This window comes from Pseudomonas sp. OTU5201 (genome assembly GCF_038440135.1).
Classification (GTDB): Bacteria; Pseudomonadota; Gammaproteobacteria; order Pseudomonadales; family Pseudomonadaceae; genus Metapseudomonas; species Metapseudomonas resinovorans.
Window position 1 is genome coordinate 1 of record NZ_JASATC010000057.1, and the last position, 21,577, is coordinate 21,577.

General features: G+C 65.0%; 24 protein-coding genes. 12 read left to right on the forward strand and 12 right to left on the reverse strand.

Annotated elements, in window-relative coordinates:
* Nucleotides 1-215: 215 nt before the first annotated feature.
* The 3 genes from phnX to AAHM40_RS24655 form a co-directional block, all read right to left on the reverse strand.
* Nucleotides 216-1,043: a phosphonoacetaldehyde hydrolase gene (gene phnX / locus AAHM40_RS24645; protein ID WP_342247031.1), complete on the reverse strand. Its 828-nt coding sequence runs from the start codon at nt 1,041-1,043 to the stop codon at nt 216-218.
* 39 nt (nt 1,044-1,082) lie between these two features.
* Nucleotides 1,083-2,411, reverse strand: coding sequence for an MFS transporter (locus tag AAHM40_RS24650; RefSeq protein WP_342247032.1), 1,329 nt, complete (start codon nt 2,409-2,411; stop codon nt 1,083-1,085).
* A 286-nt stretch (nt 2,412-2,697) separates the two neighbouring features.
* A complete protein-coding gene (locus tag AAHM40_RS24655) occupies nt 2,698-3,867 on the reverse strand; it encodes a 2-aminoethylphosphonate--pyruvate transaminase (RefSeq protein WP_342247033.1) in 1,170 nt (389 codons plus the stop codon).
* A gap of 129 nt (nt 3,868-3,996) precedes the next feature.
* Between AAHM40_RS24655 and AAHM40_RS24660 the strand changes: the two genes are divergently transcribed.
* From AAHM40_RS24660 to AAHM40_RS24675, 4 genes are all read left to right on the forward strand, one after another.
* Nucleotides 3,997-4,869 carry a LysR substrate-binding domain-containing protein gene (locus AAHM40_RS24660; protein WP_342247034.1) on the forward strand — a complete coding sequence of 291 codons (873 nt, stop codon included), beginning with the start codon at nt 3,997-3,999 and terminating at the stop codon, nt 4,867-4,869.
* Nucleotides 4,870-4,965: 96 nt separating this feature from the next.
* Nucleotides 4,966-6,318 carry a UDP-N-acetylmuramate:L-alanyl-gamma-D-glutamyl-meso-diaminopimelate ligase gene (gene mpl, locus AAHM40_RS24665; protein WP_342247035.1) on the forward strand — a complete coding sequence of 451 codons (1,353 nt, stop codon included), beginning with the start codon at nt 4,966-4,968 and terminating at the stop codon, nt 6,316-6,318.
* A gap of 10 nt (nt 6,319-6,328) precedes the next feature.
* A complete protein-coding gene (gene ubiX / locus AAHM40_RS24670) occupies nt 6,329-6,958 on the forward strand; it encodes a flavin prenyltransferase UbiX (RefSeq protein WP_028631387.1) in 630 nt (209 codons plus the stop codon).
* Nucleotides 6,951-7,241, forward strand: coding sequence for a YceK/YidQ family lipoprotein (locus AAHM40_RS24675; protein ID WP_342247036.1), 291 nt, complete (start codon nt 6,951-6,953; stop codon nt 7,239-7,241). The genes ubiX and AAHM40_RS24675 overlap by 8 nt, the downstream gene beginning before the upstream one ends.
* A gap of 30 nt (nt 7,242-7,271) precedes the next feature.
* Here AAHM40_RS24675 and AAHM40_RS24680 read toward each other — a convergent pair whose 3' ends face one another.
* The 6 genes from AAHM40_RS24680 to AAHM40_RS24705 all read right to left on the reverse strand — a co-directional run bounded on the left by AAHM40_RS24680 (nt 7,272) and on the right by AAHM40_RS24705 (nt 12,407).
* Complete coding sequence (locus tag AAHM40_RS24680) at nt 7,272-7,739, reverse strand: YbaK/EbsC family protein (RefSeq protein ID WP_342247037.1); 468 nt, start codon at nt 7,737-7,739, stop codon at nt 7,272-7,274.
* Between the two features lie 73 nt (nt 7,740-7,812).
* Complete coding sequence (locus tag AAHM40_RS24685; RefSeq protein ID WP_342247038.1) at nt 7,813-8,679, reverse strand: MBL fold metallo-hydrolase; 867 nt, start codon at nt 8,677-8,679, stop codon at nt 7,813-7,815.
* 91 nt (nt 8,680-8,770) lie between these two features.
* Nucleotides 8,771-9,382 carry a class I SAM-dependent methyltransferase gene (locus AAHM40_RS24690; protein ID WP_342247039.1) on the reverse strand — a complete coding sequence of 204 codons (612 nt, stop codon included), beginning with the start codon at nt 9,380-9,382 and terminating at the stop codon, nt 8,771-8,773.
* A gap of 87 nt (nt 9,383-9,469) precedes the next feature.
* Nucleotides 9,470-10,111 (reverse strand): oxidoreductase, encoded by a 642-nt coding sequence (locus AAHM40_RS24695; protein ID WP_342247040.1) that lies wholly within the window; start codon nt 10,109-10,111, stop codon nt 9,470-9,472.
* Nucleotides 10,112-10,139: 28 nt separating this feature from the next.
* Nucleotides 10,140-11,867, reverse strand: coding sequence for a C13 family peptidase (locus tag AAHM40_RS24700; protein ID WP_342247041.1), 1,728 nt, complete (start codon nt 11,865-11,867; stop codon nt 10,140-10,142).
* Nucleotides 11,868-11,951: 84 nt separating this feature from the next.
* Nucleotides 11,952-12,407: a MaoC family dehydratase gene (locus AAHM40_RS24705; protein WP_342247042.1), complete on the reverse strand. Its 456-nt coding sequence runs from the start codon at nt 12,405-12,407 to the stop codon at nt 11,952-11,954.
* A 213-nt stretch (nt 12,408-12,620) separates the two neighbouring features.
* Here AAHM40_RS24705 and AAHM40_RS24710 point away from each other — a divergent pair, with 213 nt between their 5' ends.
* From AAHM40_RS24710 to AAHM40_RS24720, 3 genes are read left to right on the forward strand one after another with little or no spacing between them, the layout of a single operon-like run.
* Nucleotides 12,621-12,983, forward strand: coding sequence for a CidA/LrgA family protein (locus AAHM40_RS24710; RefSeq protein WP_342247043.1), 363 nt, complete (start codon nt 12,621-12,623; stop codon nt 12,981-12,983).
* Nucleotides 12,980-13,696, forward strand: coding sequence for an LrgB family protein (locus AAHM40_RS24715; RefSeq protein WP_342247044.1), 717 nt, complete (start codon nt 12,980-12,982; stop codon nt 13,694-13,696). Before AAHM40_RS24710 ends, AAHM40_RS24715 begins: the two co-directional genes overlap by 4 nt.
* 9 nt (nt 13,697-13,705) lie before the next feature.
* Nucleotides 13,706-14,296, forward strand: coding sequence for an LON peptidase substrate-binding domain-containing protein (locus AAHM40_RS24720; protein WP_342247045.1), 591 nt, complete (start codon nt 13,706-13,708; stop codon nt 14,294-14,296).
* Between the two features lie 16 nt (nt 14,297-14,312).
* Here the strand turns inward: AAHM40_RS24720 and AAHM40_RS24725 are convergent, their stop codons facing one another.
* Entirely contained in the window at nt 14,313-15,629 is a 1,317-nt protein-coding gene (locus AAHM40_RS24725; RefSeq protein WP_342247046.1) for a bifunctional DedA family/phosphatase PAP2 family protein, read from the reverse strand.
* Entirely contained in the window at nt 15,626-16,336 is a 711-nt protein-coding gene (locus AAHM40_RS24730; RefSeq protein WP_342247047.1) for a DNA-3-methyladenine glycosylase, read from the reverse strand. The genes AAHM40_RS24725 and AAHM40_RS24730 overlap by 4 nt, the downstream gene beginning before the upstream one ends.
* Before the next feature lie 115 nt (nt 16,337-16,451).
* Between AAHM40_RS24730 and AAHM40_RS24735 the strand changes: the two genes are divergently transcribed.
* A complete protein-coding gene (locus AAHM40_RS24735; protein WP_342247048.1) occupies nt 16,452-17,297 on the forward strand; it encodes a class I SAM-dependent methyltransferase in 846 nt (281 codons plus the stop codon).
* A 7-nt stretch (nt 17,298-17,304) separates the two neighbouring features.
* Here the strand turns inward: AAHM40_RS24735 and AAHM40_RS24740 are convergent, their stop codons facing one another.
* The gene (locus tag AAHM40_RS24740; protein ID WP_342247049.1) at nt 17,305-18,534 is read right to left on the reverse strand and encodes an alpha/beta fold hydrolase; all 1,230 of its coding nucleotides are present in this window, start codon (nt 18,532-18,534) and stop codon (nt 17,305-17,307) included.
* Between the two features lie 270 nt (nt 18,535-18,804).
* Between AAHM40_RS24740 and AAHM40_RS24745 the strand changes: the two genes are divergently transcribed.
* From AAHM40_RS24745 to rlmH, 4 genes are read left to right on the forward strand one after another with little or no spacing between them, the layout of a single operon-like run.
* On the forward strand, nt 18,805-20,070 hold the full coding sequence (locus AAHM40_RS24745) for a glutamate-5-semialdehyde dehydrogenase (protein ID WP_342247050.1): 1,266 nt from the start codon (nt 18,805-18,807) through the stop codon (nt 20,068-20,070).
* Complete coding sequence (gene nadD / locus AAHM40_RS24750; RefSeq protein ID WP_342247051.1) at nt 20,070-20,714, forward strand: nicotinate-nucleotide adenylyltransferase; 645 nt, start codon at nt 20,070-20,072, stop codon at nt 20,712-20,714. The genes AAHM40_RS24745 and nadD overlap by 1 nt, the downstream gene beginning before the upstream one ends.
* 22 nt (nt 20,715-20,736) lie before the next feature.
* Nucleotides 20,737-21,090 carry a ribosome silencing factor gene (rsfS, locus tag AAHM40_RS24755; protein WP_028631404.1) on the forward strand — a complete coding sequence of 118 codons (354 nt, stop codon included), beginning with the start codon at nt 20,737-20,739 and terminating at the stop codon, nt 21,088-21,090.
* Between the two features lie 12 nt (nt 21,091-21,102).
* Complete coding sequence (gene rlmH / locus AAHM40_RS24760) at nt 21,103-21,570, forward strand: 23S rRNA (pseudouridine(1915)-N(3))-methyltransferase RlmH (RefSeq protein ID WP_274801847.1); 468 nt, start codon at nt 21,103-21,105, stop codon at nt 21,568-21,570.
* The last annotated feature ends 7 nt before the right edge of the window (nt 21,571-21,577 follow it).

Sequence of the window (21,577 nt, forward strand, 5' to 3'; positions counted from 1 at the left end):
GCCAGCTAATGGCGGCGTTTCGCTGGCAAGCCAGCTCCTACAAGGCTCTTGGTCAGAGGGTAAATCTCTCGCAACGGCTAACGCAGACATAGCGAATGAATTCGCTCCCACAGAAAGAGAAAAGCCCGGCCCTCGCAAGAGGGCCGGGCTTTTTCAGGAGAGGTGCGGGCATCCTTGCCCGCCGGGGAGGGGCCGACGGTTGACCCCGCTTCCAATCAGCTGGACTGGGGCATCTCGCCGCGGGCCAGGCGTTTGTTGATGTCATCGATCACGGCCGGCAGGTCGGCGATGGTGTCGATCAGGTAGTGCGGACGGGAGCCTTCGAACATCTGGCCGATGCGGGCGCGTTCCTGGTCCAGCTTGTCTTTCGGCAGGGCCTTGAACTGTTCGTAGGTCAGACCGAGGGCGTTGCCCGAGCAGGTCAGGGCCACGGTCCACATGCCGGCGCTGCGGCCTTCGAGGATGCCCGGCCAGGTGTCGTCCACCTTCACGCAGGCGGCGACGTCGTCGATGCCCAGGGCGATCACGTTGGCCAGGGACTGCGCCGGGTACGGACGGCCGTTGGGCACTTCGTCGGTGGCTACCACGTGGTCCGGCAGGTAGCCGTTCTCGCGGGCCAGCTCCACCACCTTGGCCATCACGACCGCCGGATAGCCGGAGCAGGTGCCGATCTTCAGGCCCTTGTCGCGCAGGGTGGCGATGGCGTCGAGGGCGCCGGGGATCAGCGCCGAGTGCAGGCCGATCTTCTCGATCTGCAACGGCATGAAGCGCTCGTAGATGGCGGTGACGTCGTCGTCCGTGGGCAGGCGGCCGACGGCGGCGCGGTAGCGTTCGGCGATGGCCGGGATGTCGAGGAGGGTGCGGATGTGGTCCCACTTGCCCATGCCCATCGGGCCGCGGGCTTCTTCCAGGGAGACGGCGACGCCGAACTCGGCGAAGGCCTCGACGAAGATCTGGGTCGGCGCGAAGGAACCGAAGTCGACGACGGTGCCGGCCCAGTCGAGGATGGCGGCTTTGAGTTGGGTGGGTTGCTTGTACTGCATGGTAATGACTCCAGCGGATTGCAGGTTGGCTAAGGGAATTCAGGTCTTGGCCCCGGCCAGGGCCGGTTGACCGGTGGCCGGGAAGCTGTCCGGCGCTTTCAGGGTTTGCGGGCGGCTGTTCCAGAAGGGCACCAGCATCAGGCTGGCCAGCAGCGCCGCGGCGGTGAACACAACGAACACGGTGGTGGTGTCGAAGTAACCCGGCAGCAGGCCGCCGAGAATCGCGCCGATCGAACCGCAGCCGTTGACGAAGCCCGCGGCGGTGCCGGCGGCTTCCTGGGTGCCGAAGTCGATGGCGGCGGAGCTGCTGATCATCGAGTCAGGGCCGTAGAGGGTCATGCCCATCATGAACAGCAGGCCGACCACCAGGTACAGGCTGCCGCTCTGCATGGCCGGCACGAACAGCGCCAGGCAGACGGTGAGGGCGATCAGGCTGAACACGCAGGCTGGCATGCGGCGGGCGCCGAAGAGCTTGTCCGAAGCGATGCCGATCAGGATCGGGCCCACCAGGCCAGCGAGTTCGAAGGCCGTAGGGACGATGGCCGAGGCTACCTTGCCAATTGACGGCATGCGTTCGTAGACGATCACCGGGCCCCACAGGAGGATGGCGTAGCGCGCGGGCTTGAGCAGGAAGTAGGCGACGCCCAGGACCAGCACGGTGCGGTTCTTCATCACCTTGCGCAGGGCATTCCAGTGGCTTTCGCGAGGGCCGCTGCTGGTGGGTTCCACTTCAACCGGGGCGTGACCGACGTCTTCCGGCCGGTTGCGTTGCAGGAGGAAGAACAGCACGGCGACAACGCCGACCACCAGCGCGCTGGAGAGGAAGGCCATGCGCCAGTCGTGGAACACGTCATAGGCCCACCAGCCGGCGAAGGGCGTGGCCACCAGGCCGCCGAAGGCGTAGCAGGTGCTCCAGTAACCCAGCACGCGACCACGCTCGGCGGTGGCGTAGAAACTGCCGATGTTCTTGCACAAACCCGACCAGCCGGTGGACTGCGCCAGGCCCTGCACCAGCATGCAGGTGGCGAAGATCGGCAGGGTCGCAAAGGTTCCCATGGCCACGGCTGCCAGAGCCGAAACCACCAGGCCGCCGAGCACCACCACGCGTGGGCCGAAGCGGTCGGCGAAGATGCCCCAGGTGAATTGGCCTACGGCGTAGGCGGCCAGGTAGATAGCGTCGAGGTTGGCCATGGCGGCCTTGTCAAGTTCGAAGCTTGGGTCTTCGCCAATACCGAGCTTGGCGACGGAGAAGGCTTTGCGCGTGAAGTAGAAGGCGGCGTAAGCCAGCCAGGTGATGAGGAAGATCTGGACGCGCCAGCGCTGGAGGGACTTCCAGCCGCTTTCGAAGGCACCTGCGTTGTTGTTCATGGTTCTGACCCCGTGTGGGTATGCCGGACAGTGCAAATAGGGAGGTTGTTGTTGTTTTCAGTACTGCTGGTCTGTCTTAACGCACGGCCTTGGTCAGATGGCAGCGGTCGTGGCGTCAGGCGGGTTGATGAAGTTCGGCGCTAACTTTGGCTCCTGCCCGGCGCTGCCGAGCGGCTGGTTTACTACAGCGATGTTTCAGAAAAAGGTCACCGCACCACAGCCCCGCTACCCGCAGCGGAAACCGTCTCAGGACGGTGGGTGACCTTGAAGGGGTCTACCTGTCGACTCAGGCGACCGTTTGCTTCATGTCCACGCCCATGGCCTCAAGGGAGTCGGCGATGGCGCGCAGGAGCTGGCGCACGATGTGTTCGTCGATTTGCCCGATGCAGCCGATACGGAAACTCTCGGCCACGGTCAGCTTGCCCGGGTAGATGACGAAGCTGCGGGCCTTCAGTTCTTCGTAGAAGCGCTTGAACTCGAAGTTCGGGTGCTCCGGGCTGAAGAAGGTGGTGATGATCGGCGACAGCCACTGGTCTTCCAGCAAGGTCTTGAAACCGATCTCGCGCATGCCGGCGACCAGCACGTCGCGGTTGCGGCTGTAGCGCGCCAGACGACCCGGTACGCCACCTTCGGCAGCGTGTTGCTCCAGCGCCGCGCGGAAGGCCACCACGCTGTGGGTCGGCGGGGTGAAGCGCCACTGGCCGGTGCGCTCCATGTAGAGCCACTGCTCGTAGATATCCAGGGCGAGGGAGTGGGCGCGGCCCTTGGCGGCTTCCAGCACCGAGCGGCGGATGATCACGAAGCCGAAGCCGGGGATGCCTTCGATGCATTTGTTGGCCGAGGACACCAGCACGTCGAAGGCGACTTCATTCACGGTCAACGGCACGGCACCGAAGGAGCTCATGGCGTCGACGATCAGGCTCTTGCCGTGGGCCTTCACCACATCGGCGATGGCCTTTAGCGGGTTGAGGATGCCGGAGCTGGTCTCGCAGTGGACCAGGAAGACATTGGTCACGTCCGGGTTGGCTTTCAGCAGGGCGTCCACTTCATCCGGTTGCGGTGGCAGGTAGTCGCCCTTGTCCAGGGTCAGGTAGGCGCGGCCCAGGTAGTCCAGGGTCTTGGCGGCACGCTGGCCGTAGGCACCGTTCATCAGGATCAGGCACTTGCCGTCGCGGGGGATGGCGGTGGCCAGGGCAGCCTCCACCGAGAAGCTGCCGCTGCCTTGCAGGGGCACGCAGGCGAAACTGTCGTCCTGCACGCCGGCCATGGAGAGCAGTTCCTGGCGGACTTCGGCGGTCACCAGGTTGAAGGCGCCATCCCACGAGCCCCAGTCACGCAGCATGGCTTCCTTGGTGGCCTTGGAGGTGGTCAGCGGGCCGGGGGTCAGCAGGTAGGGCTCGCCGAGGGCGGGGGCTGCCAGCGGTTGGGTGTTGGTGGGGAATTCGGCTTTGGTCATGGTCGTCTCCAGCGTTGTTCTGGTGAGGGCGCGTTGCGATGGAGAGATAAAACCAATTCCTTAAAAATAATGAAAATCGATTTATAGTATTTCAAATATAAGTTGAGCTTATTTATTGAGGGCAAGCAGATGGCGGTTTCCCAGGCACAACTCAAGGCCTTCCACGCGGTGGCGGTGCACGGCAATTTCACCCGCGCGGCCGAGGCTCTGTTTCTCAGCCAGCCAGCGGTTTCCGACCAGGTGCGTAAATTGGAGGAGCGTTTCGGCATCCTGCTGTTCCACCGAAACAAGCGTTCCGTGCAACTGACTGACTTGGGCGAGCGCCTGCTGACCATCACCCAGCGGCTGTTCGCTGCCGAAGCCGAGGCGCAGGAGCTGCTTTCCACCTCGCGGGCGCTGGAGACCGGCAGCCTGACCCTGGCGGTGGATTCGCCAGTGCACTTGCTGGGTCATATCGCGCGCTTCTGTGAGCGCTATCCGGGGATTCGCGTCAGCCTGGTCACCGGCAACAGCGACGAGTGCCTGCGCCGGCTGCAGGAGTACAAGGCGGACTTCGCCCTGCTCGGCCGGGTGGTGGAAGACGACAGCCTGATCACCCAGGTACTGAGCAGCGAGCCGCTGGTGGCCTTCGTCGCCCATTCCCATCCGTGGGCATCGCGCGGCTCCATTGTGCTCGCCGACCTGCAGGACATGCCCATGGTGCTTCGTGAGCGCGGCTCCATGACGCGGCAGATTCTCGAGGATGAGATGCAGCGCGCCGGTATCGCCATCCGCCCGGCCATTGAGGTGGAGGGCCGCGAGGCGACGTTCGAGATGGTCGCCGCCGGCCTGGGCGTCGGTTTCGTCTCGTCGGCCGAAGTGGGGGCCAGTGCCAACGTCCATGTGCTGCCGATTCGTGATTGCCTGCAACGTATGACCGAGACGCTGGTGTGCCTGCGTGAGCAGGGTTCGCGGCGGATCATCGAGACCTTTTTAGAGATGGTGAGGTCCAACGGCAGCTAGTGGGACGCAGTGGCTGAGCCATAGGGTCGGCGGGGCCGCTGTGCTAACCTGCGACAGGTTTTTTCCGGGCCGGGCGGCCCGTTTCAGAGGTCATCCATGCATATCCACATCCTCGGCATCTGCGGCACCTTCATGGGTTCGCTGGCGGTGCTGGCCAAGGAACTTGGCCACCGTGTCACTGGCTCCGACGCCAACGTCTACCCGCCCATGAGCACCCAGCTGGAGGCCCAGGGGATCGAGCTGTTGCAGGGGTACGAGCCCGCTCACCTGGAACCTGCTCCGGACCTGGTGGTGGTCGGCAACGCGCTGTCCCGTGGCAACCCCGCCGTGGAGTACGTGCTGAACAAGGGGCTGCCTTACGTTTCCGGCCCGCAGTGGCTGGCTGACCACGTGCTGCAAGGGCGCTGGGTTCTGGCTGCGGCGGGCACCCATGGCAAGACCACTACCAGCAGCATGCTGGCCTGGGTGCTGGAGCATGCCGGTATGGGCCCGGGCTTCCTGATCGGTGGTGTGCCGCAGAACTTCGGCATTTCCGCGCGCCTGGGCGGCACGCCGTTCTTCGTGGTCGAAGCCGACGAGTACGACAGCGCCTTCTTCGACAAACGCTCCAAATTCGTCCACTACCGCCCGCGTACCGCAATCCTGAACAACCTGGAATTCGATCACGCGGACATCTTCCCCGACCTCGCTGCCATCGAACGGCAGTTCCACCACTTGGTGCGGACCATCCCTGGCGAGGGCCTGATCATCCATCCCACTTCCGAAACCGCCCTCAAACGTGTGCTGGACATGGGTTGCTGGACCCCGGTGCAAACCACTGGCGAAGGCGGCCAGTGGCAGGCCCGTCTGCTGGCCGAGGACGGTTCGCGCTTCGAGGTACTGTTCGAAGGCCAGGTGGCCGGCACCGTGGACTGGGAGCTGACCGGCCAGCACAACGTCGCCAATGCTCTGGCTACCCTGGCCGCTGCTCGCCACGTTGGCGTAGTGCCAGAGCTGGGCGTGGCCGCATTGAGTGCCTTCAAGAGCGTCAAGCGGCGCATGGAAAAGGTCGCCGAGGTAAAAGGCGTGACCCTCTATGACGACTTCGCTCACCACCCCACCGCTATCGCCACCACCCTCGATGGCCTGCGCAAGCGCGTCGGCGACGCTCCGGTGATCGCGGTGATCGAACCGCGCTCCAACTCCATGAAGCTCGGCGCGCACCGCGACGGCCTGCCGGAGTCGGTGAAGCTGGCTGACCAGGTGTTCTGGTACGCGCCGCCGAACCTCGGCTGGGACCTGGCGGCTACCGCCATGGCCTGCCCGGTGCCGGCGCAGGTCTGCACCTCGCTGGAGAGCATCATCGCCGAGATCAAGGTGCTGGCGCGCCCTGGCACCCAGGTGGTGATCATGAGCAACGGCGGTTTCGGCGGCCTGCATGGCAAGCTGGCCAAGGCCTTGGAAGATTAAGGAACTGGCGATGACCGGACCCTCCCGCATCACCCTGGCGATGACTGGCGCTTCCGGCGCTCAGTATGGACTGCGCCTGCTGGACTGCCTGATCCAGGAAGACCGCGAGGTGCACTTCCTGATTTCCAAGGCGGCGCAGCTGGTGATGGCCACCGAGACTGACGTCACCCTGCCGGCCAAGCCCCAGGCCATGCAGGCCTTCCTCAGCGAATACACCGGCGCGGGGCCGGGGCAGATCCGTTGCTACGGCAAGGAAGACTGGATGTCCCCGGTGGCCTCCGGCTCCGGCGCGCCCGCCGCCATGGTGGTGGTGCCGTGCTCCACCGGTACGCTGTCGGCCATCGCCACCGGCGCCTGCAACAACCTCATCGAACGCGCAGCCGACGTGACCCTGAAGGAGCGTCGGCAGCTGATCCTGGTACCGCGCGAGGCGCCGTATTCCAGCATCCACCTGGAGAACATGCTCAAGCTGTCCAACCTCGGCGCGGTGATCGTGCCGGCGTCGCCGGGTTTCTATCACCAGCCGCAGACCATCGATGACCTGGTGGACTTCGTGGTGGCGCGCATTCTCAATTTGCTGGATATCCCGCAGGACATGCTGCCGCGCTGGGGTGAGCACCATCAGGGCGTCGATGACTAAGCGCCTCGCCTCGACCTTGCTGGCACTAGCGCTGTTGCAGGGCTGCGCCAGCGTCGGGACCCTCAACGCCGCCAAGCCGGGGGCGCCGATCATCTATTCCGGCACCCGCCTGGACTGGTATTCGCTCAATGGCGGCTGTTGTCCCATGGATCGTTTCGGCGTCGAGCCGCCGGCCTATCCGGCGCTTGATCTGCCCGCCAGCGCCTTGCTGGATACGCTGCTGCTGCCCTTTGCGGTGGCGGCGGAGCTGGGCGTGACGCTGGGTGTTACTGGCGGGTATTGAGCCGTAAACCTATGGGGGGCTTATCGTAATTCAGCCCGGCTCCTGGCAGACATCCACCCATTGGGCTTCCACCAGTTCGGCCATGTACGTCGGGGCGATGCGCACCGCGCTGTGCACGGCGCCAGCCGCCGGCACCACCTCATCGAAGGCCTGCAGGGAACGGTCGCAGTAGACTGGCAGCGGGGTGGCGAGGCCGAACGGGCAGACGCCGCCAACCGGGTGGCTGGTGAGCGCTTCTACCGTTTCAGCGTCGAGCATCTTGGCCTTGGCGCCGAAGGTTTCCTTGAACTTGCGGTTGTCGATGCGCGCGTCGCCGCGGGCCACCACCAGCACGGCGTCTTCTCCGATTCGGAAAGCCAGGGTCTTGGCGATGCGGCCCGGCTCAACACCATGGGCTTCGGCCGCCAGGGCCACGGTGGCGGTGCTGGTCTGCAGTTCGATGATGTCGATTTCCGGCGCCTTTCCAGCGAAGAAGGCGCGGACCGATTCAAGACTCATGAGCGATCCCTCTGACTAAAGGCCGAATCGTTTTCGACCACTGGCCCGGCGTCAACCGGGCCTGCATGTCGCTTCAGGCGGCCAGGTCGCGAACCTCGGCGAGATTGTCGGCCAGGCCGTAGCGGCCCTTGGCATCACGTACCACGCGGCCCATGGCGATGGCTGGGTCGTGGGTGAAGACCAACCGGCCGTTGCGCGCGAGCAGGTCGGCCAGCAGGGCTTCTTTCTCTTCGATCAGGCCTTCGGGGAAGCGGTCGTAGCCCATGGTGATGGGCAGGTGTACCCAGGGCGCGCCAGGAATCAAGTCGCCGCTGAACAGCACCGGGCCGTCGGGCATATCGACTTCCGGCAGAAGCTGGCCAGGGGTGTGGCCGTCGCTCCAGTGGAAGCGCCAGCCGCAACCGAGGGTGTCGCTGCTGCCGCCTTCTTCGATCAGCTCCAGGCGACCGCTGCTTTCCAGCAGCTCGAGCAATTCCGGGATGTAGGAGGCGCGGTCACGGGCGTGGGGCTTGCAGGCCCGCTCCCACTGACGGCGACCAGTAACGAAACACGCCTTGGGGAATAGTAGGCGCGCGGGCTGGCCCTCTTGCCAGGGGGCGAGCAGGCCGCCGGCGTGGTCGAAGTGCAGGTGGGTGAGCAGGACGACGTCGATGTCGGCGTCGATGAGACCCGCCTCGGCCAGGCTGTCGAGTAGCACATGGCGCTCTTCCTGGACGCCGAAGCGCTGCTTCAGCTCAGGGGAGAAGAACGCGCCGATGCCGGTTTCGACCAGGATGTTGCGGCCGTTGTCCTGGACCAGCAGGGCGCGGCAGCCGAGATCGATGCGGTGCTCGGCGTCCGGGGTCATCCAGCGCTCCCAGAGCGCGCGAGGGGCATTGCCGAACATGGCGCCGCCGTCGAGTTTTTGGCTGTTTCCGAGCAGGGTGGTGAGGGTACGCATGGCTGGGGTTCGCATTCGCTGGCAAGGGGGCAAGGGGGCAAGGGGGCAAGGGGGCAAGGGGGCAAGGCTAACCCGAACGTTGGGGCAGTGGTCAATCCGCCCATCCGCGATGGACGAAGGTCATGGGGCGTGGACCGGGCAGGTAGCTGCTGTGCAGTTCGCCGATTTTGAAACCGCCGGCTTCGATCAGGCGCGGAATGTCGCGGTCGAGGTGACAGCCACCCGCCAACGGCTTCCACAGCGGGGTGAGTCGGTGCTGCCAGCGGAGCACGGAAAGATCCGGCGCCAGCCCGTGTTCGGCGAAGTGCAGGCGCCCACCGGGTTTGAGCACGCGGCGCATTTCGCCCAAGGCGGCCAGGGCATCGGGAATCGTGCAGAGGGTGAAAGTGCAGACGATGCTGTCAAAGCTGGCGTCGGCGGCCTGGATCTCTCCGAGTTCCAGGGCGATGGTGTCCACCGGGATGGCGATGGCCTCAGCACGCCGACGCGCCAGGGCCTGCATCTGTGCGGCAGGGTCGACGCCGGTCACCCGGCTGACCCGGGTCGGGTCGTAGAAGGCGAGGTTCAGGCCAGTACCGATGCCGATCTCCAGTACCTGCCCTTCGGCACAAGGCACCACCAGAGAACGGGTCTTCATGACGTGGCCCATTCCGCAGGCGAAGTCGATCAGGCGTGGCAGGACGTAGCGATCATAGAGGCCCATGCGAGTTCTCGACGGTGAGTGATCTCGCTCACCTTAGCAGCGGGCTTCATGCGGGGCGCGGGGATTTCGGCCAATGACTGGGCGTCGTCAACGACCGAGGCGGCGCAACTCATCCGACTCGATGATGCGTACGCCGTCTTCCTCTTCGAGCGCCAGACGCCAGAGCGCACGGGCCAGCGTGCAGACGCCGATGCCGCGGTACTTTCCCGGCAGCCATCGCATGAAGGCCGCGGCCAGGCGTTCGCCGAGGCGGAATTCGCTGCGTGGCCCCATTAGCAGTGAGGGGCGGGCGATGGTCAGCTGCGGCCAGTCCATGGCTTTGAGGGCTTCTTCCATCTCGCCCTTGACCTTGTTGTAGAAGATCGAGGATGTGCGATTGGCGCCTACCGCGCTGATCACGATGAAGTGCCGCGCGCCCAGTTCACGGGCGCGCCGGGCGACGTCCAGGACCAGATCCAGGTCCACCGCGCGAAAGGCCTCCTGGGAGCCGGCCTGGCGAATGGTACTGCCCAGGCAGCAGAAGGCGACGTCAACCCGGTCTTGCAGTTGCGGCAGCAGTTCGGCCAGCGGACCGACAGGGTTCTTCAGGTGCGGGTGCTCGGCCAGTGGGCGACGGGTCGGAGCCAGGACTCGGGCGACCGTGGGTTCGTTGAGTAGCCGGTCAAGCAGGTGCTCGCCGGTCAGACCAGTGGCGCCGGCGAGCAGTATGTGCTGGGGCGTCAGATGCATGCTGTTTCTCCGCTGATACACGCTGAGCTTAGTGGCTATGCGCGGTTTTGTCGGGGGTCGCGGCGCTTTGGGCCGTCAGAGCCTGCTCCGCCTGATGCTCGCGCAGTGCGCGCCAGCGGGCAGTGACGGCCTTGGGAGCCCACATCTGCGGTTCCGAGGCTTCGAAGTCGTCGGCCTTCTCGCGCGCGGCGACTTTCTCCTTGGCGATTCCGAAAGCGCGCTCCAGGTCGTCCGTTTCGCTTAGGGCGTCGGCGAACAGTGCGCGCCCGAAGTAGGTGAAGTCGCTCTCTTCGGAGCAGCCAAAGGACACGCGGTCGGAGCGGGCCGCCGTCATGATCAGGGTCTTCTCGTCCTTCAATGGTGGAATGAAGCCGCCGGAGTAGCAGGCGGAAATCACCAGCACCTTGTACCTGTCCTTGAGAGGAACAAGCAGGTCGGCAAGTTCCTGCGCCGGCAGGTGGCCGAGCTGGAGGCCGGGTTGCTCCAGGGCCAGTTCGTGGGTCGGTGAGCCGTGGCTGGTCAGGTAGATGAAGACGAGGTCTTCCGGGCCACTTCGCTTGGCGACAGCCTGGATCGAGCGGGACAGGCTTTCGCGGGTGGCCAGGGGGCGGTCGGCCATGTGTTCACGGTGGTTGACCAGGTCGATCTGGCCGTGGGCGCCGAAGCGTTCGGCCAGGAGCTTGGAGACGTAGTCCACTTCACGCAGGAACACGCTCTGACGACCGTCGCCGGCGAGCGTGATGGAATAGAGCTCCACCTCAGGCGTGGAAGCCGGCACCGCGTCGATCGCCGAATCGAGCAAGCGGCCCTGGGCCAGCAGGCCAAGTTCCAGAGGATCGGGCAGGGCCTTGCCCTGTTCGTCGCGGATGCGCGTGCCATCCTGCCAGATGCCGGTTTCAAGCTTGCCATCCGATTGAGTCAGGCTGCCGGTGCCGCTGTAGAGCCCGTCGTTGAAATGGCCGTGGTAGCGGCTGCCGTCGGCCAGCGACAGCGTGCCCTCGCCCTGGTAGCGCCAGTGCCGGAAGTGGCCTTGGTAACGGCTGCCATCGGCACCGATGAACTCACCCTGGCCGATCAGGTTGCCTTCCTTGAAGGTACCGCTCCAGACATCGCCATCAGCGCTGGTGAAACGTCCCTTGCCGTCGAACAGACTGTTCTTGAATTCGCCGATGTAGTGGGAGCCGTCTTCGCCCTGGTAGGCGCCTTGTCCTTGCAGTTGTCCCTTCTTGAAGCGGCCGCTGAAGCGGTTGCCAGCCTCGTCGGTACGAACACCTTCACCGTCCGGCTGTCCTGCGCGGAACAGGCCCTGGTAGTTGCTGCCGTCTGCCCACTCAAGGCTACCGAAACCTTGGTACTTGTCGTTGCGGAACTGGCCACGGTAGGTCACGTCACCCTGGCGCAGGGTGCCTTCGCCATCGAACTGGTTGCGGGCGAAACCGCCTTCGTAGGTGGTGCCATTGCCGTAGCCGAGGCGCCCCTGGCCGTGAAACAGGCCGGCCTTGAATTCGCCGGTATAGACCAGGCCGTTGGGGCCGTGCCATTCGCCCTGGCCTTCCGGCTGACCGTCCTTGAACTGACCTTCGAACCAGGTGCCGTTGTTGTAATCCAGGCGCCCAGGCCCCTGCAGCAGACCGTTGACCAGTTCGCCGCGATAACGGGAACCGTCCGGCAGGCGGGCGTCCGGCGGGGTCAGGGGTTCTCCCTCGCCGCAGGCCGTGAGCAGCAGGGCGAGGGTAAGGGGCAGAAGCGGTTTCATTGGGTGTCCTTGTCCAAACATCTGCCTTTCAGTGTGGCGCAAAAAAGCCCGCGATTGCGGGCTTTTTTACCGTTGGTCTCTGGCTCAGACGAAGCAGAGACTCAGGGATTCGGCGATGTAGGCGGGCTTCTGCTGGCCTTCGATTTCCAGGGTGCAGAGGGCCTTGATCAGCCACTGGCCGGGGTTCTTTTCAGTGACGTCGATGACCTTCACGGCCAGTCGCACGCGGGAGTCCACTTTCACCGGCTGGATGAAACGTACAGTGTCCAGACCGTAGTTGACCACCATCTTCAAGCCTTCGGGCAGGACCAGCAGGCCGTCGATCAGCTTGGGAATCAGCGACAGGCTGAGGAAACCGTGGGCGATGGTGGAGCCGAAGGGCGTCTGCTTGGCGCGCTCCGGGTCGACGTGGATGAACTGGTGGTCTTCGGTGCACTCGGCGAACTGGTTGATGCGGTTCTGGTCGATGGTCACCCAGTCCGAGTGGCCCAGGTCCTTGCCAACGTAGTTCTTCAGTTCAGCTACTGGTACGAACGCCATGCGTCATCCTCCGTGGATGCAGTGTTGTAATTCTTCTAATCCTGGGGCTTTGCCCCTCCCTTGCGTGCAAGGCGTAGATCAGCATGTCGGGCGGGCCCGGTCAAGACGGCATGCCCCCTGCGAATGGCGGGCTATAGCGTGAGGGCAGGCAAGCCTATAATGCCCCGTCCCGGCCGAAGCCCGCCCGACCGGACCTGACCCATGGAGATTTTCATGCTGTTGCGCGGACTGACCTTGCTGGTGCTGTTCCAGCTGATCGGCAGCGGGCTCAATGCCCTGTTCCTGTCCATGCTGCCCGGGCCCATCATCGGCCTGGTGCTGCTCTTTCTCTATTTGCTGGTGCGTGGCGAGGTGAGCGAGCCTCTGAACCTGGCCGCCAGCAGCCTGTTGCGTTACCTGCCGCTGCTGCTGGTGCCGCCCGCGGTGGGCGTGATGGTTTATGCGCAGGCCATCTGGGCGGACTTCTGGGCCATAGCGGGCGCTCTGGTGCTGTCGCTGCTGTCGGCGTTTCTTTTCTGCGGCTGGTTGATGCAGAAGCTGATCGAGCGCCAGGTGCGCCGCCGGGAGGACGCATGAACCTCGACTGGCAAGCCGCGGTGCAGGCGGTGGTGCACCATCCGTTGTTCGGCTTCGGCATGACCCTGGCGGCGTACCAACTGGCCCTGGCCGCCTACGAGAAGACTCGCTGGGTGTTCCTGCAGCCGGTGCTGCTGTCCATGTTGCTGCTGATCGGCGTGCTGCTGGCCTTCGGCATCAGCTATCAGGAATACCGTGAGAGCACCCAGTTGCTGACGGTCTTCCTCGGTCCGGCCACCGTGGCGTTGGCCGTGCCGCTTTTTCTCAACCTGCGGCGGATCCGCCAGCTGTTCTGGCCAACCCTGCTGACGCTGGTGTTCGGCGGGCTCTTCGCTACGCTGTCGGTAGCTGCGCTGGGCTGGTGGTTCGGCACCGAGCGCATGGTGCTGATGACGCTGTTGCCGAAGTCGGTGACCTCACCCATCGCGATGCTGGTGGCCGAGCAGCTCGGCGGAGTAGCGGCCCTGGCGGCGGTGTTCGTGCTGATCACCGGCGTGCTGGGCGCCATCCTCGGCCCGGAACTGCTGCGCCGCTGTGGCGTGCGTCATCCCGCCGCCCAGGGCATGGCACTGGGGCTCACTGCACATGCTGTGGGTACTGCGCGGGCATTGCAGGAAGGCGAGGAGTGCGGTGCTTTCGCCGCCCTGGCAATGAGCCTGATGGGCGTTGCCACCGCGGTATTGCTGCCGCTCGTCGTTGCCATGATTGCTTGAGGTCGATGCATGAAGTTGCCGTTGTTTCCTCTCAACACTGTGCTGTTTCCGGGCTGTGCGCTTGACCTGCAGATATTCGAAGCACGCTACCTGGACATGATCGGGCGCTGCATGAAGCAGGGCGAGGGCTTCGGCGTGGTCTGCATTCTTGAAGGCCAGGAAGTCGGCGAGGCGGCCAGCCGCTTCGCCGCCATCGGTTGCGAAGCATTGATCCGCGACTGGCAGCAGCGCCCCAACGGCTTGCTGGGTATCCGCGTAGAGGGCGGACGGCGTTTCCACGTCGGCAAGGCGGAGGTGCTACGTGACCAGTTGACCCTCGCCGAGGTGGAGTGGCTGGACGATGAGCCCGAGCGGCCGCTGCGTCCGGAGCATGCTGACCTGGCGGCATTGCTCAATGCCCTGGCTGAACATCCCATGGTCCAGGGGCTGGGCATGGGCGGCGTGGTGGAGGGGCAACAGGCGTTGGCCAATCAGCTGTCGTACCTGTTGCCGTTCCACATCAAGGAAAAACTGCACCTGCTGACCCTGGCCGATCCCGATGAGCGCCTGGACTTCCTCCAGGGCTTGCTGGATCAGTTGCAGGGTGAGTCCATCGCTTAAAGCGCTTGTCTGTCCCTCAATAGCTGTAGCGCGCCAGCGCATCCGGCAGGGCCCAGGTCGCGATGCCGCCCAGCAGGGCCAGGCAGGCCGGCAGGATCAGCACCCATACACGCGGGTTCATGGCCGACAGGGGCGCCGCGCGTTGCATCAGCGCCAGCCCGGCGGCCGCGATTCCGCCTGCCAGCAGGCCACCGGCGAGGATGTCCGTAGGCCAGTGCACGCCGAGATAGACCCGAGACAGGGCGATGGCCAGGGCCGGCAGGCTGGCTAGCAGCAGCCAGGTCAGGCGTAGTCTCCCGGGCTGGCCGCGGCCAGCGAGAATGCCCAGCACCAGGAAGAAGGCGAAGGCCGCTGAGCTGTGCCCGCTGGGGAAGCTGAAGGTGGTTAGCGGCTCGGCGAGAACCTCCGGCCGTGCCCGCGCAAAGAGATGTTTGAGCCCGGTGTTGGCCAGTGCCGTGGTCACCAGGGTGCCGATGGCGAAGCATGCTGGGCGCCATTGACGCAGTACCAGCAGCAAGGTCGCGAGCAAAGCGCCGGCAAGGAGCTGCGTCTTGAAGTCGCCCACGCGGGTGACCAGCACCATCAGTTGGTCCAGGCTGGTGTGACGCTGCTCCTGGACCAGAGACATCAGGCCTTGATCCAGCGCTTGCAGATGCGGCCAGCCGAGCAGCAGGGCGCCTAGGGCCAGCAGACAGAGCCCGGCCGCCAGTGGGTTCGCCGAGCGTTTCTCGCGCAGGGTGCTGTGAATGATCAGCCCGAGGATGGCCAAGACCACGACAATCACCACCCCCGCTTCGCTCCAGAAACCCTCCGGCAGCGGCAGGCGCAGGGCTGCGCCCGTGGCCCAGCCGGGGACCAGGTAGGCTACCGCCCAGCCGGCGGCGGCGAGCATGCTGACGGCAATGAAGCGCGGGAAGGGCATATCGAGCATGCCGGCCACCATTGGCAACATGGGGCGCAGCGGGCCGATATAGCGGCCCACCAGCAGGCTGGCGACGCCGTATCGCTGAAAGTAATTCTCCGCGCCGCTGATCCACTCCGGGTGGTCGCGCAGCAGCGGTAGGCCACGGATGTTCTGGTGGAAACGCCGGCCCAGGCCATAGGAAATCAGGTCGCCCAGCAGGCCGCCGGTGTAGGCCAGGAGCAGGGTTTCCCAGAGTTCCAGGGCGCCGCTGCCGGCCATCACGCCGACGGCGAACAGCAGGGCGACGCCGGGCACGACAATGCCGGCGATGGCCAGGCACTCGATGCAGGCGATCAGGAAGATCGCCAGGCCCAACCATTCCGGGTTGGCGCCTAGCCAGGTGGTGACCTGGTCGAACCATTGACTCATGGGTATTTGTCCTCGATCAGCAGGTAGTCGCGTCCTTCGACCTGTCCGCGGCGCAGAGGGTTGCGCGAGCAATGACGGGCGTAGGCAGCATCGACGAAGCGGTAGGGCAAGTGTTCGTCGCGGCCGTGGGGAATGCCCAGGCGCGCGGTCTGGATGATGCGGGAGGGGCGCTCGCCGACGTCTTCGACGAACAGGCGTTGCCAGTCGAAGCGCTGGCCGTCCCAGTCCGGTACCTTCAGGCCGAGGGCCTTGCACAGCAGCGTCTGGCCGGCACAGAGGCGTTCGGCCGCGCGCGCCTGGCCCTGGGCGTCGGGGTTGTTGCGTTGCATGACCGCCAGGGCCTCGGCGGGGGAAATGGCGTCGACCCAGGGGTGGCCGGACTTGATCAGCACCGCGTTACCGGCGCCATGGGCGCTGAAGTTCAGTGAATCGCCGCCACGGGCGTAATACATATAGATGTGCCCGCCATCGAGGAACAGTGCGCGGCGTTTGTGGGTGTAGCCGAGGGATGCGTGGCTGCCCTTGTCCACCAGATAGTAGGCCTCGGTTTCGATGATGCGTGCCGATAACCAGCGCCCGTCGACCCGGTGACGGATGACTTTGCCCAGCAGTTCCTGCGCGACGTGCTGGGCGTCGTGGTCGAAGAAGGAGTCGGGCAGCGGACGGGCGTCGGGCCAGGGCAAACTTAGGGTGGGATCGCGGGACATGGGGCTGTCGCAGGGGCACGGGTCGGAATAGGCTCGCGATTATACGGAAGCATGCTTAGCCGAAGCTGAACACCGGCGTCGGAATCGTCACGCAAAATAACAAGAGCCCGTTGCCATGTCCCGAGCTGCCCGTCTTGACAGTGCCCATATCACCCCCAGCGCGCACTACACCGGTTACGTGTGGTATCGCCACCACCTGGCCGAAGAGCCTTTCGTCACTTCATTTGGGCGATTTGCCCATGGCGTGCTGACGCCCATCAGTTGGGGGGCGCGGGTGGCGTTCGGGCTGGATGTCGAGCGTTTCCTCCTGCAGCGTCACCTGCTGATAGATGCCTTGTTGCGCGAGGCCATCGAGCAGCGTGGCGTGCGCCAGGTGGTGGAGATTGCCTGCGGTCTTTCTCCTCGGGGGCGGCGCTTTTGCTCCCGCTACCCGGAGCTGCGTTACCTGGAGGCCGACCTGCCGCCCATGGCCGCCCGCAAGCGCCTGCTGTTGCACGAGGAAGGCTGGCTGGATTCACGGCATCAGGTGCGCCCTGTGGATATCCTCGCCGAACAGGACGCGAACGACCTGCAGGCACTGTTCTCAGGGCTGAATCGTGACGAGCCGGTGTTGGTCATCACCGAAGGGCTGGTGAACTACTTCGAGCTGCCGGTGATAGAGGCCTTCTGGAGCCGACTGGCAACGCAAGTGCGCCAGTTCCCATCGGCCACTTATCTCACTGACCTCTATCCCGACCTACGCGAACATCCGCGTTACCGTCAGTTGCGTTGGGGCATCGATCTCGTTGGCCGGCTGACCCGGGGTCGTTACTACCTGCACTACCGGGGAGACGCCGCCATAGTCGAAGGGTTCGAAGGCTGTGGTTTCGGCAAGGTGTGTGTGCATGACCCGAAGGAGCTGGAGTCCGCCCCGCTGGATGCCTGGCCGGCGCTGGTGCGGGTGGTGGAGGCTCGTACCTGATGCCTGCTCAGGCATAGGCCACCGCAGGTGGTTCCGTCTGGACCACCTGGGATGCCAGCGCGTTGCTGGCCTCCGCGTCGGTGTGGGGAAAGACCAGGGCCAGACTATCGCCTTCATGGCGCAACGGAAGCGCATCCAGCGCCGGCAGGTCGCCAGCTTGCAGTCGCCAGCCCCGATTCGGTAGGTCGGTCGGCAGTTCGCCGCGCACCAGCCCGCCAAAGAAGCCCAGTTCGCTGACCTCCACATGGAACTCGCCAGCCTCGGCATGCAGCAGTCGGCCGCGCCGGTTCAGGGGTGCTACGCGTGCCTCCTGGCGTCGTTCCAGGCGATCCAGGCGGTTGCGTGCCAGGCGGGTCGCGCCAGGGCTCGCCAGCGGCAAGGCGACGCCCTGGAGGAAGGGGCGATAGAAGCTTGCGCAGGCTTCGCGTTGTTCGAACTGGGCCAGGTGATCGCCGTTGTGGATAAGTGTGCAGTCGGCATCGGCGCAGGCGGCGGCAAAGCCAGCATGTTCCCAGGGTTGGGTGAAGTGATCGTATTCGCCGGCCAGAACCAGGGTAGGGCAGGCCGGGTGGTGATCGAAACCGGAGAAGTCCAGTAGCCGGCGGCTGTTCTGCCGGTAGCGTTCGAGTTCCTGCGGTGAAAGGCGCTGCATCTGCCGCAAAAGAGCCTTTCGGAACACCAGCGAGATGCCGGTTTCCTCGAGGCGCAAAGGGTTGATCAAACCGGTCAGGGCGCCTTGGGCGAAGCGCAGTACCTGGTCCTCGGACAGCAGTTCCAGTCCTTCTTCCAGCATGCGCCGGGCGCCAGGACGACCGAATGCTGTGATTCCGGCCAGTAGCAGGCGCGCACAGCGTTGCGGATGGCGTACCGCGAACAATGCCGCCAGGGCCGAGCCGTAGGACAAGCCGATGGGCATCAGCGGCGGCAGTTGGAGTTCTTCGGCAAAGGCGGCGATCAGGTCGGCCAACTGTTCCAGGGAAAGCTCCGGTGCGAGTTGAAGATTGCCGCCCTGGCTCGGCAGGTCGAGGAGGATTACCGGGTGGCGTGGCAGAAGCTCCTGCACCTCGGCAGCGAAGGAGCGGAAGCTCTGGAAGGCGCCGCCAAGCATCAATATGGGCTCGCGCTTGTCCGTAGCGTGCTGCGAAAAGGCCTGATAGTGCAGGATCCAGGGGCCGAGCTGGACGATACGGGGCGCGTCGGCCAGTTGTTGGGCGGCGAAGTCGGTCTGGTAACGCATGGCGGGTTCTCCGGCGCCGGGGCGCTTCTTGTTCTTCTGCGACGACTGCAATTGGAAGGTAAACAGCGAGGCCGCTTTTGTTTACCCAACCTTCGGGCGGGCGATCCTGCTGGGTGTCACCGTCCCGGTTGCGGCCCGTCTGGGCCGAGATTTGCGTCGTTACCCGCAAGATCCGTGAAATGAGCTGTCTACCATCCGCCCGGCGCCGCTGGGCGCGGGCGAGCGCGACCGCTATAATCAGCCGCTTTCCTTTCGCCAGAACCCGAGACCATGACCGAGTCCGTTCTCGATTACATGACCCGCCTTGGCCGCGCCGCCCGCGCCGCCTCGCGTGTGGCCGCCCGCGCCAGCACCGCGCAGAAGAACCGCGCCCTGCTGGCGGCCGCCGATGCCCTGGATGCCGCTCGTGCCGAGCTGACCGCCGCCAATGAGCAGGACCTGGCCAACGGCCGCGCCAATGGCCTTGAGCCCGCCATGCTTGACCGCTTGGCACTGACCCCGGCACGCATCGACGACATGATCGAGGGCCTGCGTCAGGTCGCCACCCTGCCGGACCCCATCGGCGAAATCCGTGACATGCGCTATCTGCCGTCTGGCATCCAGGTGGGCAAGATGCGCGTGCCGCTGGGTGTGATCGGGATCATCTACGAGTCGCGGCCGAACGTGACTATCGATGCCGCCAGCCTTTGCCTGAAGTCTGGCAACGCCACCATCCTGCGCGGCGGTTCCGAGGCGATCCATTCCAACCAGGCGATTGCCGCCTGCATCCAGAAGGGCCTGGCCGACGCCGGCCTGCCGAGCGAGCTGGTGCAAGTGGTCGAAACCACCGATCGCGCTGCCGTTGGCGCGCTGATCAGCATGCCGGAATACGTGGACGTGATCGTTCCGCGCGGTGGCAAGGGCCTGATCGAACGCATCAGCCGCGAGGCCAAGGTGCCGGTGATCAAGCACCTGGACGGCATCTGCCACGTCTACATCGACATCGCCGCCGATCTCGACAAGGCCATCCGCGTGGCCGACAACGCCAAGACCCAGCGTTACGCGCCGTGCAACACCATGGAAACCCTGCTGGTGCATGCCGGCATCGCCGCACGCGTGCTGCCGCCGCTGGCCGCCATCTACCGCGACAAGGGTGTTGAGTTGCGCGGTGACGCCGCCACCCGTGCGCTGCTGGGCAATGACGTGCTGGAAGCGACCGAGGAAGACTGGCGCACCGAGTACAACGCGCCGATCCTCTCGATCCGCATCGTCGACGGCCTGGACCAGGCCATCGAGCACATCAACACCTACGGCTCGCAACACACCGACGCGATCATCACCGAGAACTTCAGCGATGCGCGGCGCTTCCTCACCGAGGTGGACTCCGCTTCGGTGATGGTCAACGCCTCGACCCGCTTTGCCGATGGTTTCGAGTACGGCCTGGGCGCTGAGATCGGCATTTCCACCGACAAGCTGCACGCCCGCGGCCCGGTCGGTCTGGAAGGCTTGACCAGCGAGAAGTATGTGGTCTTCGGCGACGGTCACGTGCGCACCTGATGGGCAAGCGCATCGGCCTCTTCGGCGGCACCTTCGATCCCGTGCATATCGGCCACCTGCGGAGTGCCGTTGAAGTGGCCGAGCAATTCGGCTTCGACGAGTTGCGCCTGATTCCCAGTGCGCGCCCGCCGCACCGGGAAACACCTCAGGTGTCGGCATCCCAGCGCCTGGCGATGGTGCAGCTGGCAGTGGCAGGTGTCGTGCCGTTGGCGGTGGATGATCGTGAGCTCAAGCGCGAGCGGCCGTCCTGGACCATTGAAACGCTGGAGTCCCTGCGCGCCGAGCTGGATGCCGAAGATCAATTGTTCCTGCTGGTCGGCTGGGACGCGTTCTGCGGCCTGCCGAGCTGGCACCGCTGGGGCGAGCTGCTGGACCATTGCCACATTCTGGTCCTGCAGCGTCCGGACGCCGACAGCGAGGCGCCGGAAACCCTGCGTGACCTGTTGGCCGCACGCAGCGCGGTCGATCCGCATTCCCTGCAGGGGCCTGCCGGGCAGATCGCCTTTGTCTGGCAGACGCCCCTGGCGATTTCCGCCACCCAGATTCGCCAATTGCTGGGGGAGGGGCGCTCGGTGCGCTTTCTCGTGCCCGACGCCGTATTGGCCTATATCCATGCGCACGACTTGTACCGTGCGTCGAACTGATTCACTGAGGTAGTTGAACCCGATGCAAAACGAAGAACTCGTCAAGGTCGCCATTGCGGCCCTGGAAGACCTGAAAGGTCAGGAAATCACCACTATCGACGTGCGTGGCAAGACCAGCATCACCGACTTTATGGTGATCGCCAGCGGTACCTCTGGCCGTCATGTCAAATCCCTGGCCGAAAACGTGCTGGAGAAGGTCAAGGAGCAAGGCGTCCGCGCGCTGGGCAGCGAAGGCCTGGACGGCGGCGAGTGGGCCCTGCTGGACCTGGGCGACGTGGTGGTTCATGTGATGCAGGTCGCCACCCGCCAGTTCTACGACCTGGAGCGCCTGTGGCAGGGTGCCGAGCAGAGCCGCGCCCACCACAGCCACGAGTAAGCGGGGCATCCCTTGCGTCTACGTCTGATTGCTGTTGGTACGCGTATGCCGCGCTGGGTGGAGGAGGGTTGGCAGGAGTACGTCAAGCGTCTGCCGTCCGAGCTCAGCCTGGAACTGGTGGAAATTCCCCTGACCACGCGCGGCAAGAATGCCGACGTGGCGCGGATGATCCGCCAGGAGGGCGAGGCGATGCTGGCCAAAGTGCAGCCGGGGGAACGCATTGTCACCCTGGAAGTCGAAGGTCGACCCTGGAGCACCGAGCAACTGGCGGTTGAACTGGACCGCTGGCGCCTGGATTCGCGCACTGTCAACCTGATGGTCGGCGGCCCGGAAGGGCTGGCGCCGGAAGTCTGCGCCCGTAGCGAGCAGCGCTGGTCGCTGTCGCCGCTGACGTTGCCACATCCGCTGGTCCGCATCCTTGTCGGCGAACAGATCTACCGTGCCTGGACTGTGCTGTCCGGCCACCCTTATCACAAGTAAACCCTGT

Coding starts and splice junctions, on each gene's coding strand:
- AAHM40_RS24675 (WP_342247036.1), top strand. CDS start 6,951: ATGACTAAGCGCCTCGCCTCGACCTTGCTGGCACTAGCGCTGTTGCAG.
- AAHM40_RS24690 (WP_342247039.1), bottom strand. CDS start 9,382: ATGGGCCTCTATGATCGCTACGTCCTGCCACGCCTGATCGACTTCGCC.
- AAHM40_RS24715 (WP_342247044.1), top strand. CDS start 12,980: ATGAACCTCGACTGGCAAGCCGCGGTGCAGGCGGTGGTGCACCATCCG.
- AAHM40_RS24650 (WP_342247032.1), bottom strand. CDS start 2,411: ATGAACAACAACGCAGGTGCCTTCGAAAGCGGCTGGAAGTCCCTCCAG.
- AAHM40_RS24710 (WP_342247043.1), top strand. CDS start 12,621: ATGCTGTTGCGCGGACTGACCTTGCTGGTGCTGTTCCAGCTGATCGGC.
- ubiX (WP_028631387.1), top strand. CDS start 6,329: ATGACCGGACCCTCCCGCATCACCCTGGCGATGACTGGCGCTTCCGGC.
- phnX (WP_342247031.1), bottom strand. CDS start 1,043: ATGCAGTACAAGCAACCCACCCAACTCAAAGCCGCCATCCTCGACTGG.
- AAHM40_RS24700 (WP_342247041.1), bottom strand. CDS start 11,867: ATGAAACCGCTTCTGCCCCTTACCCTCGCCCTGCTGCTCACGGCCTGC.
- AAHM40_RS24735 (WP_342247048.1), top strand. CDS start 16,452: ATGTCCCGAGCTGCCCGTCTTGACAGTGCCCATATCACCCCCAGCGCG.
- AAHM40_RS24655 (WP_342247033.1), bottom strand. CDS start 3,867: ATGACCAAAGCCGAATTCCCCACCAACACCCAACCGCTGGCAGCCCCC.
- AAHM40_RS24705 (WP_342247042.1), bottom strand. CDS start 12,407: ATGGCGTTCGTACCAGTAGCTGAACTGAAGAACTACGTTGGCAAGGAC.
- AAHM40_RS24695 (WP_342247040.1), bottom strand. CDS start 10,111: ATGCATCTGACGCCCCAGCACATACTGCTCGCCGGCGCCACTGGTCTG.
- AAHM40_RS24680 (WP_342247037.1), bottom strand. CDS start 7,739: ATGAGTCTTGAATCGGTCCGCGCCTTCTTCGCTGGAAAGGCGCCGGAA.
- AAHM40_RS24720 (WP_342247045.1), top strand. CDS start 13,706: ATGAAGTTGCCGTTGTTTCCTCTCAACACTGTGCTGTTTCCGGGCTGT.
- AAHM40_RS24740 (WP_342247049.1), bottom strand. CDS start 18,534: ATGCGTTACCAGACCGACTTCGCCGCCCAACAACTGGCCGACGCGCCC.
- AAHM40_RS24730 (WP_342247047.1), bottom strand. CDS start 16,336: ATGTCCCGCGATCCCACCCTAAGTTTGCCCTGGCCCGACGCCCGTCCG.
- rsfS (WP_028631404.1), top strand. CDS start 20,737: ATGCAAAACGAAGAACTCGTCAAGGTCGCCATTGCGGCCCTGGAAGAC.
- mpl (WP_342247035.1), top strand. CDS start 4,966: ATGCATATCCACATCCTCGGCATCTGCGGCACCTTCATGGGTTCGCTG.
- AAHM40_RS24745 (WP_342247050.1), top strand. CDS start 18,805: ATGACCGAGTCCGTTCTCGATTACATGACCCGCCTTGGCCGCGCCGCC.
- nadD (WP_342247051.1), top strand. CDS start 20,070: ATGGGCAAGCGCATCGGCCTCTTCGGCGGCACCTTCGATCCCGTGCAT.
- AAHM40_RS24660 (WP_342247034.1), top strand. CDS start 3,997: ATGGCGGTTTCCCAGGCACAACTCAAGGCCTTCCACGCGGTGGCGGTG.
- AAHM40_RS24725 (WP_342247046.1), bottom strand. CDS start 15,629: ATGAGTCAATGGTTCGACCAGGTCACCACCTGGCTAGGCGCCAACCCG.
- AAHM40_RS24685 (WP_342247038.1), bottom strand. CDS start 8,679: ATGCGTACCCTCACCACCCTGCTCGGAAACAGCCAAAAACTCGACGGC.